Origin of the sequence: Rossellomorea sp. YZS02, assembly GCF_033963925.1 — a bacterium.
Taxonomy (GTDB): Bacteria; Bacillota; Bacilli; order Bacillales; family Bacillaceae_B; genus Rossellomorea.
This window is the reverse complement of the sequence record NZ_JAXBLY010000011.1, coordinates 131,528-147,337: the sequence shown is the minus strand read 5'-3', so window position 1 is coordinate 147,337 and position 15,810 is coordinate 131,528. Positions and strand designations below refer to the sequence as shown.

Genomic DNA, 15,810 nt, shown 5'->3' with positions numbered 1-15,810 from the left:
GAGTCAGAAGACTGATAGGTTTAAGGTGAATAAGTTGAATATTTAAGGAGTGACTTAATGAGTAGATATGTTCTAATTTAGTTTCGAATAATTCATGGACCGTTTCTTTCCGCTGCAGGCACTTGCTTTCCAGCGGGGAGGGAGTCGAGCCTCCTCGGGCTTGCGCCCTGTGGGGTCTCGACCTTCCCTCTATTCCCGCAGGAGTCAAGTGCCTTACGCTTCAATCCACTCTGTGGTTCTGAATAGGGATAGATGATGAGTGAAGAATTCTAATTTAGATAAACTTCTTTTACAAATTTCCACTACACCTTTTAAAAGATAATAATGGTGAAGTTAAAAAGACATATACAATAATATCTATTGCAAACAAGCAATTTCTACCTTATAATATATATTCGTGACGGTTATTCATTTCTTGCCCTCGTGGTGCAACGGATAGCACGTAAGATTCCGGTTCTTAAAATGGGGGTTCGATTCCCTCCGAGGGCGTAGTTGAAAGAGTGATATGAAGGTGTTTCTACAAGTTTTTAATTTGTGGAGGCACCTTTTTTCGTTCCTAAGATTAAGGGTATTTATGAAAGAAAATACCACGAAATATACTTGGCATACTTAAAGTTCCTTGTTCTCATAGTAATGGAGATTTCCATCATACATAGAAAAACATCCTTACTACTTTCAAGTGGTATCTAGTGGTCAAGAAAATATAAAACGATTATTTTACAATTTTATATATTGTATAATTATTTAAAATTCTTATTTTGAAGAAGTGTGGATCAATTTCCCATATGAATATGAGTCATACACAGTGAAAAGGAAACTCGTTGATATAGCAAAGAAGAACAAATCTTAAACAGGGATGGTGGCTTCGTATGAAGGATTTTATAGCTTTTGACTTTGAAACGGCTAATCGTGCAAGACACAGTATATGCTCAGTCGGAATGGTATTTGTAGAAAATGGAGAAATTGTCGATTCGATTTATCAATTAATCGATCCAGAAGAGAAATTTGATCATTTTAATATCAGAATTCATGGAATTCAACCACAAGATGTTGAAGGTGCGATGACGTTCGATGCTTTCTATCATTCTATTAAGGACAAGATAGAGAATAAGTTAATGATTGCTCATAATCTTTCCTTCGATGGATACGCTTTGAGAGATAATTTAGCTCGTTATGGAATGAAGCCCGTATACAACCAATTTCTCTGCACATATCAAATGTCCAGAAAAATGGTGAAGGGTCTTCCTGCCTACCAGCTATCATCTCTTTGTGCTTATTTTGGAATACAATTAGATAATCACCATCATGCTGCAGATGATGCTAAAGCATGCGCTCAAATAATGCTAAAGCTAGCAGAAGAGTACAAGATTACAGACTTTGATTCTCTCTACAATAAAACTCGAATTAAACCTGGAGAAATATCCGAAGGCATCTATCGCTCTTCATTAGTAAGTAAATCCGCTAAATAACTCAACTTTCCGAGAAGCTCTATCTTATAGTGATGTTCAATTGAGACATCCTCCTGTGTCTTTTTCATTAGTAGCTTTTTATTCTATTGAACAAAAATTTAAGAGAATGATGTTGTGATGGATGGAGAACACCCACACCACGACAGTTGATTGGAGCTGCAGGTGCTTGACTCCTGCGGGAAACGCGGGACAGGTGAGATCCCACAGGCGAAGCCGAGGAGGCTCACCGCCCGCCCCGCGGAAAGCGAGCACCTGCAGCGGAAATCAACCACTACTCTCTCCGTAAAGTTTTTAAGGAATAAATCATATATATATAGTACAAACCCATCAACTACCAACGAATTCCCATTAACGAACAACCGATTTTATTGTAGAATATATAAATGGGAGGTTAGTAATCATGAATTTGAAAGCAGGACTATTTCAAAATCAACAACTAAAACTTCAAATGACACAACAGCTTTCTCAAGCCATCACCATCCTCCAATATTCTACGATGGAATTGAATGCTTATCTAGAAGCTAAGCAATTAGAGAATCCCCTTATACAATTAGAACCGCCTAAACAAGATCCCCTTCATCAAAGAGAACCTTATACGTATAAACGAAGCGCCGGACATCGTGAAAATACAGTGGATTGGTATGAGTATGTATCCGTCCCAAAGAGAACGCTTGCGGATGCGTTATCCGTTCAGATGAATTTGAAATCGCTTACTTCTTTAGATCGAAAAGTAATGGAAGAGTTAATATACAGCCTGGATGACAATGGATATTTAAGAGTGGATGAAGACTCCTTCATACAAAAGCATGGTCTGGAAAGGATTCAACTTGAAAACTATATTAATAGGCTACAGGAATTAGAACCTGCCGGGATAGGGGCGAGATCCCTTCAGGAATGCATTTCCCTTCAGTTGCAGCGAAAAGCCGATGTCCCCACTCTGGTTACGATGGTTGTAGACAACCATTTCCAAAACTTTGCCGAAAAGAAATGGAAGGCCATTGCAAAGGGTCTGTCGGTTGAGCTGAAAGACATCCAGAAGGTGGCAGACTTCATCCAGCAGTGCAATCCAAGACCGGGATCGAAATATTCGCAGCATATAGCTGAATACATTATTCCTGAGCTGGTTGTGAACGTGATCGACGGACATACCGTGGCTGTATCCCTATATGATGGTACAACGGTTAACGTCACATATAATGAAGAGTACACAGAATTCTTAAAGGATCATCCGGATCAGGAAGTCCGGTCCTATCTTCAGGAAAAGGAGCAGGATTTTCAGTGGCTGCTGCAAAGCCTGCGTCAGCGGAAGCAGACGATCCTGAAGGTAGGGAGGATGCTTGCTGAAAAGCAGAAGGACTTTTTTCTTCAAGGGCCTTCCTTTATCCAGCCGTTGACCTTGAAGCAGGTGGCGGATGAAATCGATGTTCATGAATCGACCATAAGCCGTGCCGTGAAAGGAAAGTATATGCAAACCCCATATGGAATCTTTGAATTGAAGTATTTCTTTACCTCGGCGATAAAATCGGTCAGGCTCGAGGATTCTGAAGCGGCCTCAGCACGGACGGTGAAGAACGAGCTTCAAAAGCTGATAGAAGAAGAAGATAAGAAAAAGCCATTATCGGATCAGAAGATTGTTCATCTATTAATGGATAAAGGATTTGATGTTTCGAGAAGGACGATCGCCAAATACCGGGATCAATTAGGGATTGCTTCTTCGACGTTGAGGAAGCGGTATGAATAGAAATGAATTTTTACCAGGTACACCTTAGCCATTTTGTACCTGGTAAAAATCAACCATCTTGTACCAGCTACAAGAATAACAATCGAACTGATGCTACCTACAACCCAACAAAGCGAGGCAATAAAATGAAACAAGTCATATTCTATACACGCTCACAATGCGGACTATGCGAAGACGCGAAAATCACCTTAAAGCTCCTCCAGGGTGAACTGAATTTTGAAATCCTTGAGAAGGACATCGAGGAAAGTGATGATCTGACCGAACGATTTGGACTGATGATTCCGGTCGTTGAATTGGACGGGGAGATCCTTCAATATGGGCAAATTGATTATTTTACGCTTAGCAAGCGTTTACATGAAAAAACCCGATAGTTTCTAGTTGAATTACGATTCATACCCTGATAAAATAAGTCTTGAAAGCAGGGATGAATTTTTTTTGGAGGTAGTGGGACATAATATGTCTATGTGGGACTTTTAAAGTCCAACACGCTGATCACTCCATTTGAAGGAGCTTTTATCATGGAATCATTAATTGACATACAAAAGCGATTATTACCTGACCTGCTTGAAGTTATGCAAAAAAGGCATCAAATTCTTCGTTCCATCCGGTTCATGCAGCCTGTCGGACGCAGAAGTCTTGCTCAGAATATGGGCCTGACCGAACGTGTACTGAGAAGCGAAGTGGAGTTCCTGAACAATCAAGATCTCATTGATATCAAAACCTCTGGCATGATTATGACGGCGGATGGTTTAGAGCTTTTAGAAAACCTTGAAAGCATGATGAGGGAGATATCAGGAATCAACGTTATGGAACAGGAATTAAAATCGTTACTTAATCTTCATGAAATTGTAATCGTTCCGGGGAATAGTGATGAGTCACCTTGGGTAAAAGAAGAATTAGGGCGTGCAACAGCTTCTAGTATGAAACGCCGACTTAAGGGAAATACTATCATCGCTGTGACTGGGGGTTCGACGATGGCAGCCGTAGCAGAACGGCTACCCGATTTCTCTGATGATACCTTGTTTGTTCCTGCTCGGGGTGGAATTGGGGAGGATGTCAAGAACCAGGCCAATACCATCTGTGCCAAGATGGCCGAACATACGGGAACGCGACATCGTGTTTTATATGTGCCGGATCAGGTTAGTAAAGAAGTATACAAATCCTTCTTGAAAGAACCGATGATCAAAGAGGTACTCAATTTGATCAAATCGGCTAACATGGTTCTCCATGGAATTGGAGATGCTATCACAATGGCAGAAAGACGGAAGACCACGGAAGAGGATTTTGAGAAGATCACCGGGGGTCATGCTGTCGGGGAAGCGTTTGGTTATTATTTTGACGAAGCGGGTGAAGTGGTACATAAGGTGCCAACGATCGGCCTGCAACTTGAAGATTTAAGTCACATCGAACATGTTATTGCCGTCGCCGGCGGCAGCTCGAAGGCGAAAGCGATTCGGGCGTATATGAAGAGTGCTCCCCATAAAACCGTGCTCATCACGGATGAAGGAGCAGCGAGATCGCTTTTAAAAGGGTAAGCCCTTTTGAAATATAAAAAAAATCATCCTTAACTATCTAAAGGAGGAAGTTATTCATGGCAACTAAAATTGGTATTAACGGATTTGGACGTATCGGACGTAATGTATTCCGTGCAGCACTTAAAAATAACGACGTAGAGGTAGTAGCGGTTAATGACTTAACTGATGCAAACATGCTTGCTCACCTTTTACAATATGATACAGTTCACGGAACTCTTCAAGAGAAAGTAACTGTTGACGGTGACTACCTTGTAGTTGGCGGTAAGAAAGTAAAAGTATTGGCTGAGCGCGATCCTGCTCAACTTGGTTGGGGAGATCTTGGTGTAGATATCGTTGTTGAATCTACTGGACGTTTCACAAAGCGTGCTGACGCTGCGAAACACATCGAAGCTGGTGCGAAGAAAGTAATCATCTCTGCTCCTGCATCTGATGAAGACATCACAGTGGTTATGGGTGTTAACGAAGATAAATACGACGCGGCTAGCCACGACGTTATCTCTAACGCATCTTGTACAACAAACTGCTTAGCGCCATTCGCGAAAGTTCTTAACGACAAGTTCGGAATCAAGCGTGGAATGATGACAACAATCCACTCTTATACAAACGACCAACAAATCTTAGACTTACCACATAAAGATTACCGTCGTGCACGTGCAGCTGCTGAGAACATGATTCCAACAACTACAGGTGCTGCGAAAGCTGTATCTCTTGTTCTTCCTGAGCTTAAAGGGAAACTGAACGGTGGAGCGGTTCGTGTTCCAACTCCAAACGTTTCTCTAGTAGACTTAGTTGCTGAACTTGATAAGAACGTTACAGCTGAAGATGTTAATGCAGCTCTTAAAGAAGCTGCTGAAGGCGATCTTAAAGGAATCCTTGCTTACAGCGAAGAGCCTTTAGTATCAACTGACTACAACGGAAGCCCGGCTTCTTCTACAATCGATGCACTTTCTACAATGGTTCTAGAAGACAACATGGTAAAAGTGATCTCTTGGTACGATAACGAGAGCGGATACTCTAACCGTGTAGTAGACCTAGCTGGTTACATCGCTTCTAAAGGACTTTAATCCTTAAAGTTTTGTAAATTGACATCATTAGCATGGTGATTGATGGATAAATTTTGTCCCACCATCTATAATGAAGATGTGATGAAGGGGAGCGGGGAAGATTCCCCTCTCCCTTTTCTTATTGTTGTTTCTATTTTTTTGAAAAAAAGAGTAGAAATTGAAATTCAAAGGAGGCCTTTACGATGAACAAAAAGTCGATCAAAGATGTCGATGTAAGAGGGAAACGCGTATTTTGCCGTGTAGACTTTAACGTACCGATGTCCGAAGGCAAGATTACAGACGAAACACGTATCCAAGCTGCTCTTCCTACTATTAAGTATTTAGTGGATGGCGGAGCAAAGGTCATTCTCGCTAGTCACTTAGGCCGTCCTAAAGGTGAAGTGGTGGAAGAACTGCGTTTAACGCCAGTAGCTGAAAGACTTTCTGAACTTCTTGGTAAAAATGTTGCCAAAGCAGATGAAGCGTATGGAGAAGCTGTTCAATCCAAGATCAGTGACATGTCTGAAGGGGATGTTCTTGTACTGGAAAACGTACGATTCTACCCTGGAGAAACAAAGAATGATCCTGAACTTGCGAAGGAATTTGCAGCGTTAGCAGACCTTTATGTCAATGACGCATTCGGTGCGGCTCACCGTGCCCATGCTTCCACTGAAGGAGTGGCAAAGCATCTTCCGGCTGTAGCAGGCCTTCTGATGGAGAAAGAGCTTGACGTTTTAGGGAAAGCCCTATCTAATCCTGAACGCCCATTTACAGCTATCGTGGGTGGAGCAAAAGTAAAAGACAAAATCGGTGTCATCGACAATTTATTAGATAAAGTGGACAACCTGATCATCGGCGGTGGACTTGCTTACACATTTGTGAAAGCCCAAGGTCATGAAGTAGGGAAATCCCTTCTTGAAGAAGATAAAATCGATTTAGCCAAGCAATTCATGAAAAAAGCAGAAGATAAAGGCGTTAAATTCCTTATGCCTGTTGATGTAGTCGTTGCTGATGACTTCTCAAATGATGCAAATACGAAGGAAGTGGATATCAATTCCATCCCTTCTGATTGGGAAGCACTTGATATCGGACCGAAGACGAGAGCTCTATTCCAGGATACAATCAAAAGCTCCAAGCTTGTGATCTGGAACGGACCGATGGGTGTATTCGAATTAGAAACATTTGCAAACGGAACAAAAGCCGTGGCGGAGGCGTTAGCCGATGCAACAGATACATATTCTGTTATCGGTGGCGGTGACTCTGCAGCAGCCGTTGAAAAGTTTGGCTATGCTGATAAGATGAGTCATATTTCTACAGGTGGTGGAGCATCACTCGAGTTCATGGAAGGAAAAGAACTTCCGGGAGTCGTAGCTCTTAACGATAAATAATCGCTTCATCAAAGACCAACAATTTTTTGAAACGATTTGTAAACCAGAAAGGATGAGTACAATGCGTAAACCGATTATTGCAGGTAACTGGAAGATGAACAAAACGCTTGGAGAAGCTAAATCCTTTACTGAAGAAGTAAAAGGACTAGTGCCGGATCAAGAAGTCGTTGATTCTGTCATTTGTTCACCAGCCCTATTTTTAGAAAGCCTAGTGAACTTGACAAAAGATTCAAAGGTGGCTGTTGGTGCTCAAAACATGCACTTTGAAGAAAACGGAGCGTTCACAGGAGAAGTAAGTCCTGTAGCCCTTTCTGACTTAGGTGTACAATATGTCATCCTTGGACATTCAGAGCGTCGTGAAATGTTCAATGAAACAGACGAGTCTGTGAACAAGAAGACTCTTGCTGCATTCAAACACGGATTAACACCAATCGTATGTGTAGGTGAGACGTTAGAGCAACGTGAAAACAACGAAACAAAAGATCTTGTCGGAACTCAAGTGAAACAAGCACTTGCAGGTCTTTCTGAAGATCAAGTGAAACAAACGGTCATTGCTTATGAGCCAATCTGGGCAATCGGTACAGGTAAATCTTCTACAGCGGAAGACGCGAACGAAGTATGTGCCCACATCCGTCAAGTGGTTGCAGGAGAATTCTCTCAAACAGCTGCAGACGCTGTGCGCATTCAATACGGCGGTAGTGTGAAACCGGCTAACATCAAAGAATACATGGCTCAATCAGATATCGATGGTGCCCTTGTAGGTGGAGCGAGCCTTGAACCACAAAGCTTCCTTCAATTGTTAGAAGGTGCAAGCAACAATGAGTAAATCACCAGTTGCGTTAATCATCTTAGATGGTTTTGCTTGCCGTGACACGAAAGAAGGGAACGCGGTAGCTCAAGCGAACAAACCGAACTTTGATCGCCTGTGGAACCAGTACCCTCACAATCAACTGACAGCCAGTGGCGAAGCAGTAGGTCTCCCTGAAGGTCAAATGGGGAACTCTGAAGTTGGCCACTTGAATATCGGTGCAGGACGTATCGTGTACCAAAGCTTAACTCGTGTGAACCTGGCCATACGTGAAGGGGAATTCGAACAGAATACCACTTTCCTGGATGCCATCAATCATGCGAAAGAAAAAGGCACGAATCTTCATATCTTCGGACTGCTTTCGGATGGCGGAGTGCACAGCCATATCGAGCATCTTTATGCGCTTCTTGGTTTAGCGGCCAAAGAAGGAATCAAAGATGTGTATGTCCATGCCTTCCTTGACGGTCGAGACGTCGGCCCTCAAACGGCGAAGAAGTACATTGAAGACGCAGAAGCGAAAATGAAAGAAATCGGCGTAGGTCAATTTGCGACGATTTCAGGTCGTTACTATTCAATGGACCGCGATAAGCGTTGGGAACGGGTTGAGAAATCCTACCGCGCCATGGTATATGGTGAAGGTCCAAGCTACCAGGATCCAATTGAACTCGTAAACGACTCTTACGAAAACGGAATCTACGACGAATTCGTGATTCCATCTGTCATTACAAAAGAAAACGGAGAGCCGGTAGCGACGATCAAGGATGAAGATGCTGTTATCTTCTACAACTTCCGTCCTGACCGCGCCATCCAAATTTCGAATACATTTGCCAATGCAGATTTCCGTTCGTTCGATCGCGGGAACAAGTTCCCTAAAGATCTTCACTTCGTGTGCCTGACACGTTTCAGTGAAACGGTTGATGGTTTTGTAGCATTCAAACCGACAAACCTTGATAACACGCTAGGTGAAGTTCTTTCACAAAACGGATTAAAGCAATTGCGCATCGCTGAAACAGAGAAATACCCTCATGTCACGTTCTTTATGAGCGGTGGCCGTGAAGCTGAATTCCCGGGCGAGAAGCGGATCCTGATCGATTCCCCTAAAGTGGCAACGTATGACTTGAAGCCTGAAATGAGTGCTTACGAAGTGACGGATGCTTTACTTGAAGAGATTCGTGAAGATCGTCAGGATGCCATCATCCTGAACTTTGCCAATCCGGATATGGTCGGTCACTCAGGTATGCTTGAGCCGACGATTAAAGCTATCGAAACAGTGGACGAGTGTCTTGGAAAGATCATCGACCTCATCACGGAAAAAGGTGGTACAGCCATCATCACAGCAGACCATGGGAATGCAGATGAAGTACTGACCGAAGAAGGCAAGCCAATGACGGCTCACACGACGAACCCTGTTCCTGTCATCGTGACAAAGGAAGGCGTGGAGCTTCGTGACGGTGGGATCCTTGGAGACCTTGCCCCGACTATGTTAGATCTATTGAATGTCAATCAACCAGACGAAATGACTGGAAAATCATTAATTAAAAAATAAGGAGAGATTCTAAATGCCATTTATTACAGACGTATATGCTCGTGAAGTATTGGATTCACGCGGTAACCCAACAATCGAAGTAGAAGTTTACACACAATCAGGTGCTTTCGGACGCGCACTTGTTCCATCTGGAGCATCAACTGGTGAATACGAAGCAGTAGAACTTCGTGACGGAGAGAAAGACCGTTACCTTGGTAAAGGGGTACAAAAAGCAGTTGACAACGTAAACAACGAAATCGCTGAAGAAATCATCGGTTACGACGTTACTGAACAAGTAGCCATCGACCAGGCGATGATCGCTCTTGACGGTACTGAAAACAAAGGTAAATTAGGTGCCAACGCAATCCTTGGTGTATCCATGGCTGTTGCACGCGCAGCTGCTGACTTCTTCGGAGTTGAATTATACCAATACCTTGGCGGATTCAACGCGAAGCAGCTTCCAGTTCCAATGATGAACATCGTTAACGGTGGAGAGCATGCTGATAACAACGTAGACATTCAAGAATTCATGGTCATGCCTGTAGGAGCTCCTACATTCAAAGAAGGTCTTCGCATAGGTGCTGAAATCTTCCACAGCCTGAAATCAGTTCTTAAATCTAAAGGTTATAACACTGCAGTAGGTGATGAAGGTGGATTCGCTCCAAACCTTAAATCAAATGAAGAAGCACTATCAACAATCATCGAAGCAATCGAAAAAGCCGGCTACAAACCAGGTGAAGAAGTTCTTCTTGCAATGGACGTAGCAGCTTCTGAAATCTACAACAAAGAAGACGGTAAATACCATCTTTCTGGTGAAGGCGTCGTTCGTACTTCAGCTGAAATGGTTGATTGGTACGAAGAAATGTGCAATAAATATCCAATCATCTCAATCGAAGACGGTCTTGACGAAAACGACTGGGATGGTTTCAAACTACTGACTGAGCGCATCGGTAACAAGGTTCAATTAGTAGGGGATGACTTATTCGTTACGAACACGACTAAGCTTTCTCAAGGTATCGAGCAAGGAATCGGTAACTCGATCCTGATCAAAGTGAACCAAATCGGTACACTGACTGAAACATTCGACGCAATCGAAATGGCGAAACGCGCTGGTTACACAGCTGTCATCTCTCACCGTTCTGGTGAAACAGAAGACAGCACAATCGCTGACATCGCTGTAGCAACAAACGCTGGTCAAATCAAGACAGGTGCTCCATCACGTACTGACCGCGTTGCGAAATACAACCAACTTCTTCGCATCGAAGATCAATTGGCTCACACAGCTCAATATCTTGGAGCGAAAACATTCTATAACGTTAATCGCTAATAGCGATTGAAGAGAGGCAGCCCCGTCTTTGGACGGGGCTGTTTTTTTGTTTGTGGAGACTTTTGGAGGGGGATTTGATCGGTGTCCAGCTTTTGGGTGTTGATTCGATGGCTTTCGGAGGGTGTCAGCTTCTGGTTTTGAGAGGAATCCAGCGGGTTTTAGCGGAAATCCAGCCGATATTGGTGAGAATCCAGCGGGTCTAAAAGAAAATCCAGCCGATTTAGCATCAAATCCGGCCGAAATAGCCAGGAATCCAGCCATTTAACATTTTATACCAAAATCAATCGCCGACACACGCCTCCCCAAATCCAACTCTTTACATAATTCAAACAATATTACCTTGTCCCCTACATCTTTCCTATGGTAAACTAAGACTAATGTTATGTTCGTATCAGGAGGTGGGACTCATGCACACTTTTTTAGTCACTTTACTTATTATCGTATCAATTGCACTTATTGCTCTTGTATTACTTCAGTCAGGTAAAAGTGCTGGACTTTCAGGGGCCATCTCTGGTGGTGCAGAACAACTTTTCGGTAAACAAAAAGCACGTGGTATTGACTTAGTACTTCACAGAATCACAATCGTATTATCGGTACTGTTCTTCGTACTAACCATTGCTATCGTAGCTATCTAATACGGACAAAAAACCTGATCATTAAGGTCAGGTTTTTTTATTTAAACACATACTTTTTTTAGAAAATAAGAATTAGGATTAGTTTATAAATCAATACACTACGTAGTGGTAATCCTTATTAGTTCATGCTTATAAGTTGATTGTAGCGCGGAAAGCGAGCACCTGGAGCGGAAATCAGCCAGCACTCACTATTGAAAAGTTTCCGATATTAATGACTATTTCAAGCGAAAATATTGGATTGTCTGACCGATGTTTGCTAAAAATAGAGAAGAAGAGTGGACTAAACGATCGTTTAATGGAATCAAGCCTGGTGTAACAAGCTTTCCTGATACTAATCAAACGTTTGTTTAATAATAATCCACAGAAAATCAGAGTACATAACAATATGGTTTAAACAACTGTTTAATAGAATGGACCCTGTCAAATCAAGGTTTCTCTCTCTTAATCAAACGTTTGTTTAAATTGAGATAAAAAGGAGTCATAAAGATGAAAACTGTCTTACCAAAACCATTTACATTCGAAGCAGGCCCGAGAGCCGTATTATTGCTTCATGGGTTCACAGGAAACTCTGCCGACGTCCGCATGCTTGGACGCTTCCTTGAAAAGAAGGGTTATTCGTCCCATGCCCCTCACTATAAAGGACACGGTGTTCCACCTGAAGAATTGGTTCACACGGGACCAGAAGATTGGTGGAAGGATGTCATGGATGGATACGAACATTTAAAGAGCAAGGGATACGAAGAAATAGCGGTCGCAGGCCTATCCCTCGGAGGGGTATTTTCTCTTAAATTAGGTTACACTGTACCTGTAAAGGGTATTGTCCCTATGTGTGCGCCAATGTATATAAAAAGTGAAGAAATCATGTATCAAGGGGTTGTGGATTACGCACGTGAATTTAAAAAGTTTGAAGGAAAACCGGAAGACCAAATTGAAAAAGAAATAGAAGAGTTCAAGAAAACGCCGATGAATACTCTGAAAGCACTGCAGGAATTGATTGCAGACGTACGTGAAAATGTGGATATGATCTATTCACCGACGTTTGTGGTACAGGCACGGCATGATCACATGATCAATACGGATTCTGCAAATATCATTTATGATAACGTGGAGTCCGATGAGAAAGAAATCAAGTGGTACGAAGAGTCCGGTCATGTCATTACATTAGATAAAGAAAAAGAACAGCTTCATGAAGACGTCTACGATTTCCTGGAGAAATTGGACTGGACGGTTTGATGAATTCGATGATCAGGAGGGATTGTCATGGACGAAAACATTAAAGAGCATGTGGATAGGCTCCTTTCCTATATGAAGGAAGAAGCATACAAACCATTGACGGTACAGGAGCTTGAAGAAGCATTCGGAATTGAAGGGTCGACGAACTTCAAGGATTTTGTCAAAGCGCTTGTCGTGATGGAAGAGAAGGGCCTCGTCGTACGCACAAGAAGCAACCGCTACGGCCTGCCTGAAAAAATGAATCTGGTCAGAGGGAAAGTATCCGCTCATGCAAAAGGATTTGCCTTTGTCATACCGGAAGAATCCGGAATGGACGATATCTTTATCCCTCCGAACGAAACCAATAACGCTATGCATGGCGATATCGTGTTGGTCAGAGTTTCAACGTCATCTTCAGGATCAAGAAGAGAAGGGACCGTCGTCCGAATCGTTGAACGCGGTGTCGATCAAATGGTAGGTACGTTTACGGAAAGTAAGCACTTCGGATTTGTCATCCCCGATGATAAGAAGTTTGCCAGCGACATCTTCATTCCGAAATCCGCCCAGATGGGGGCAGCAGAGGGACATAAGGTTGTCGTGAAATTGACGTCTTATCCGGAAGGACGGAAGAGTGCCGAAGGGGAAGTGATTGAAATCCTCGGTCACAAAAATGATCCGGGAGTCGATATCCTATCTATCATCCATAAGCACGGAATTGATATTGAATTTCCTGAAGAGGTCATGGATCAGGCGAATAAGGTGCCAAGTGAAATCGACGAATCGGAAATTCCAAATCGGAAAGACCTGCGGGATCAGACCATCGTCACGATCGATGGCGCAGATGCCAAGGATCTCGATGACGCCGTGACGGTAACAAAACTGGACAACGGGAACTACAAGCTCGGAGTACATATTGCAGACGTCACTTACTATGTGAAAGAAAGTTCCCCGATTGATCAGGAAGCCTTTGACAGAGGAACGTCAGTCTATCTCGTGGACCGTGTCATCCCGATGATCCCTCATCGATTATCTAACGGGATATGTTCTCTTAATCCAAAAGTGGACCGTTTAACCCTTTCATGTGACATGGAGATTTCACCAGAAGGCGATGTCGTAAAACACGAAATTTTCCAAAGTGTCATTAAGACAACAGAACGGATGACCTATTCAGATGTAAACAAAATCCTCGTTGATAAAGACGAAGAGCTTCGCAAAAAATATGAACCACTGGTACCAATGTTCGAAGAAATGGAAGACCTGGCCCAGGTGCTTCGCACGAAACGGATGAAGCGCGGAGCCATTGACTTCGATTTCAAAGAAGCAAAAGTCCTTGTAAATGAAGAAGGGGAGCCGACAGATGTCGTCCTTCGTGAGCGCTCGGTAGCTGAGAAGCTGATCGAAGAGTTCATGCTGGTGGCGAATGAAACGGTTGCTGAGCATTTCCACTGGATGGACGTGCCGTTCATCTATCGTATCCATGAAGATCCGAAAGAGGATAAGCTGCAGCGCTTCTTCGAGTTCATCACCAACTTCGGCTTGATTGTGAAAGGGACGGCCAACAGCATCCACCCCCGTGCCCTTCAGGAAATTGTCGAGGACGTACAGGGAGAACCGGAAGAAATGGTCGTTTCAACGATGATGCTTCGATCCATGCAGCAGGCGAAATATGACCCTGAAAGTCTCGGTCACTTTGGACTCGCGACGGAGTTTTATACACACTTCACATCACCGATACGCCGTTATCCTGACTTGATCGTTCATCGATTGATCAGAACCTACTTGATTGAAGGTAAGCTTGATCCGGCCACCCGTGAGAAGTGGGGCGCTCAAATGGGGCACATCGCTGAGCACACGTCCAGCCGCGAGCGCCGTGCAGTGGATGCCGAGCGTGAAACCGATGAGCTGAAGAAAGCAGAGTACATGGAAGACAAGGTGGGAGAAGAGTACGACGGCATCATCAGCTCCGTGACAAACTTCGGAATGTTCGTCGAATTGCCGAACACCATTGAGGGCCTTGTCCATGTAAGCTACATGACGGATGATTATTACCGGTTTGATGAGCGTCATCTTGCCATGATCGGTGAGAGGACCGCCAATGTGTTCAGGATCGGTGATGAAATCACGGTGCGTGTCGTGAGCGTCAACAAAGATGAGCGCGCCATTGATTTTGAAATTGTCGGCATGAAAGGAAAGCGCAAGGAGCGCGAAAACAGTGTACGCTCGTTTTCTTCGGATAAAGGAAAATCAAACCGTGGAAAATCGGATCGTTCTTCATCCCGTAAAAAGGACGGGGAATGGTCAACGCGTCCACCTAAAAACAATAAGAAGAAAAAAACCAATAAGAAACATTTTGAAAATGCACCTAGAAGCAAACGTAAAAAGAAGAAATAATGGGATCAGGAGCAATGGGACGCCCTTTGCTCCTTTTCTTTTCAGGGTGTAACGATACAATTTTTCTTCAAAATATGAGATAATAATGAGTAAACCAGCGATGACTAGGGGGATTCCAATGCCAAAGGGAGAAGGCAAGCTAATTGCCCAGAATAAAAAAGCACGCCATGACTATGCCGTAGAAGAAACATATGAGGCGGGTCTCGTTCTCCAGGGAACAGAGATCAAATCGATTCGTGGCGGCCGAGTGAATCTAAAGGATTCGTTTGCCCGTGTTCAAAACGGTGAAATTTTCATACACAATATGCATATCAGCCCGTATGAACAGGGAAATCGATTTAATCATGAACCGCTTAGAACGCGTAAATTACTGCTTCATCGTAAGCAGATCAACAAGCTGATCGGTGATTCAAAAGAAGCCGGTTATTCCATCGTTCCTTTGAAGCTTTACATCAAAAACGGTGTGGCAAAGCTTCTGATCGGACTTGCCCGCGGTAAGAAGAAATATGATAAACGTGAAGACCTGAAACGGAAAGAAGCAAACCGTTCCATCCAGCGTGAGCTTGCCCAGCGCCAAAAAGGGATGTAACACTACAGTTTTCCGGAATATGCCATTTGCATTTATTTCAGGATTTGTTATACTAGTAGATGTCGCGAGGTAATCAAGCGGCAGTAAGAACAATTGAATAAGTGACTTACACGCTTAACTTATTCTTTCCCGTTCTTCCCTTTTATC

General features: G+C 43.3%; 13 protein-coding genes and 1 tRNA gene. All 14 read left to right on the top strand.

Annotated elements, in window-relative coordinates; all coding sequences use genetic code 11:
* The first annotated feature begins 417 nt into the window (after positions 1–417).
* Positions 418–489 (top strand) — tRNA-Arg (locus SLH55_RS12625).
* Between the two features lie 380 nt (positions 490–869).
* Positions 870–1,469, top strand: coding sequence for a 3'-5' exonuclease (locus tag SLH55_RS12620; protein WP_320323567.1), 600 nt, complete (start codon positions 870–872; stop codon positions 1,467–1,469).
* Between the two features lie 400 nt (positions 1,470–1,869).
* On the top strand, positions 1,870–3,210 hold the full coding sequence (rpoN, locus tag SLH55_RS12615) for an RNA polymerase factor sigma-54 (RefSeq protein WP_320323566.1): 1,341 nt from the start codon (positions 1,870–1,872) through the stop codon (positions 3,208–3,210).
* Positions 3,211–3,335: 125 nt separating this feature from the next.
* Positions 3,336–3,581: a glutaredoxin family protein gene (locus SLH55_RS12610; RefSeq protein WP_320323565.1), complete on the top strand. Its 246-nt coding sequence runs from the start codon at positions 3,336–3,338 to the stop codon at positions 3,579–3,581.
* Between the two features lie 147 nt (positions 3,582–3,728).
* Positions 3,729–4,745, top strand: a complete 1,017-nt coding sequence (locus tag SLH55_RS12605; RefSeq protein ID WP_219166020.1) for a sugar-binding transcriptional regulator — start codon at positions 3,729–3,731, stop codon at positions 4,743–4,745.
* Between the two features lie 56 nt (positions 4,746–4,801).
* Positions 4,802–5,809, top strand: coding sequence for a type I glyceraldehyde-3-phosphate dehydrogenase (gap, locus tag SLH55_RS12600; RefSeq protein ID WP_044338275.1), 1,008 nt, complete (start codon positions 4,802–4,804; stop codon positions 5,807–5,809).
* A 182-nt stretch (positions 5,810–5,991) separates the two neighbouring features.
* Entirely contained in the window at positions 5,992–7,176 is a 1,185-nt protein-coding gene (locus tag SLH55_RS12595; protein ID WP_219166022.1) for a phosphoglycerate kinase, read from the top strand.
* 61 nt (positions 7,177–7,237) lie between these two features.
* Positions 7,238–8,002, top strand: a complete 765-nt coding sequence (gene tpiA, locus SLH55_RS12590) for a triose-phosphate isomerase (protein ID WP_219166024.1) — start codon at positions 7,238–7,240, stop codon at positions 8,000–8,002.
* Entirely contained in the window at positions 7,995–9,530 is a 1,536-nt protein-coding gene (gene gpmI, locus SLH55_RS12585; protein ID WP_320323564.1) for a 2,3-bisphosphoglycerate-independent phosphoglycerate mutase, read from the top strand. Before tpiA ends, gpmI begins: the two co-directional genes overlap by 8 nt.
* A 13-nt stretch (positions 9,531–9,543) precedes the next feature.
* The gene (gene eno / locus SLH55_RS12580) at positions 9,544–10,836 is read left to right on the top strand and encodes a phosphopyruvate hydratase (protein ID WP_320323563.1); all 1,293 of its coding nucleotides are present in this window, start codon (positions 9,544–9,546) and stop codon (positions 10,834–10,836) included.
* Between the two features lie 407 nt (positions 10,837–11,243).
* On the top strand, positions 11,244–11,471 hold the full coding sequence (gene secG / locus SLH55_RS12575; RefSeq protein WP_206857361.1) for a preprotein translocase subunit SecG: 228 nt from the start codon (positions 11,244–11,246) through the stop codon (positions 11,469–11,471).
* 486 nt (positions 11,472–11,957) lie between these two features.
* Positions 11,958–12,704: an alpha/beta hydrolase gene (locus SLH55_RS12570; RefSeq protein ID WP_219166029.1), complete on the top strand. Its 747-nt coding sequence runs from the start codon at positions 11,958–11,960 to the stop codon at positions 12,702–12,704.
* Between the two features lie 27 nt (positions 12,705–12,731).
* The gene (gene rnr, locus SLH55_RS12565; protein ID WP_320323562.1) at positions 12,732–15,074 is read left to right on the top strand and encodes a ribonuclease R; all 2,343 of its coding nucleotides are present in this window, start codon (positions 12,732–12,734) and stop codon (positions 15,072–15,074) included.
* 118 nt (positions 15,075–15,192) lie between these two features.
* Positions 15,193–15,663, top strand: coding sequence for an SsrA-binding protein SmpB (smpB, locus tag SLH55_RS12560; protein WP_173107530.1), 471 nt, complete (start codon positions 15,193–15,195; stop codon positions 15,661–15,663).
* Positions 15,664–15,810 lie beyond the last annotated feature (147 nt).

What these genes read in the sequence shown, in the direction of transcription:
- SLH55_RS12620 (WP_320323567.1), top strand. Translation starts at nt 870, where the DNA reads ATGAAGGATTTTATAGCTTTTGACTTTGAAACGGCTAATCGTGCAAGA.
- rpoN (WP_320323566.1), top strand. Translation starts at nt 1,870, where the DNA reads ATGAATTTGAAAGCAGGACTATTTCAAAATCAACAACTAAAACTTCAA.
- SLH55_RS12610 (WP_320323565.1), top strand. Translation starts at nt 3,336, where the DNA reads ATGAAACAAGTCATATTCTATACACGCTCACAATGCGGACTATGCGAA.
- SLH55_RS12605 (WP_219166020.1), top strand. Translation starts at nt 3,729, where the DNA reads ATGGAATCATTAATTGACATACAAAAGCGATTATTACCTGACCTGCTT.
- gap (WP_044338275.1), top strand. Translation starts at nt 4,802, where the DNA reads ATGGCAACTAAAATTGGTATTAACGGATTTGGACGTATCGGACGTAAT.
- SLH55_RS12595 (WP_219166022.1), top strand. Translation starts at nt 5,992, where the DNA reads ATGAACAAAAAGTCGATCAAAGATGTCGATGTAAGAGGGAAACGCGTA.
- tpiA (WP_219166024.1), top strand. Translation starts at nt 7,238, where the DNA reads ATGCGTAAACCGATTATTGCAGGTAACTGGAAGATGAACAAAACGCTT.
- gpmI (WP_320323564.1), top strand. Translation starts at nt 7,995, where the DNA reads ATGAGTAAATCACCAGTTGCGTTAATCATCTTAGATGGTTTTGCTTGC.
- eno (WP_320323563.1), top strand. Translation starts at nt 9,544, where the DNA reads ATGCCATTTATTACAGACGTATATGCTCGTGAAGTATTGGATTCACGC.
- secG (WP_206857361.1), top strand. Translation starts at nt 11,244, where the DNA reads ATGCACACTTTTTTAGTCACTTTACTTATTATCGTATCAATTGCACTT.
- SLH55_RS12570 (WP_219166029.1), top strand. Translation starts at nt 11,958, where the DNA reads ATGAAAACTGTCTTACCAAAACCATTTACATTCGAAGCAGGCCCGAGA.
- rnr (WP_320323562.1), top strand. Translation starts at nt 12,732, where the DNA reads ATGGACGAAAACATTAAAGAGCATGTGGATAGGCTCCTTTCCTATATG.
- smpB (WP_173107530.1), top strand. Translation starts at nt 15,193, where the DNA reads ATGCCAAAGGGAGAAGGCAAGCTAATTGCCCAGAATAAAAAAGCACGC.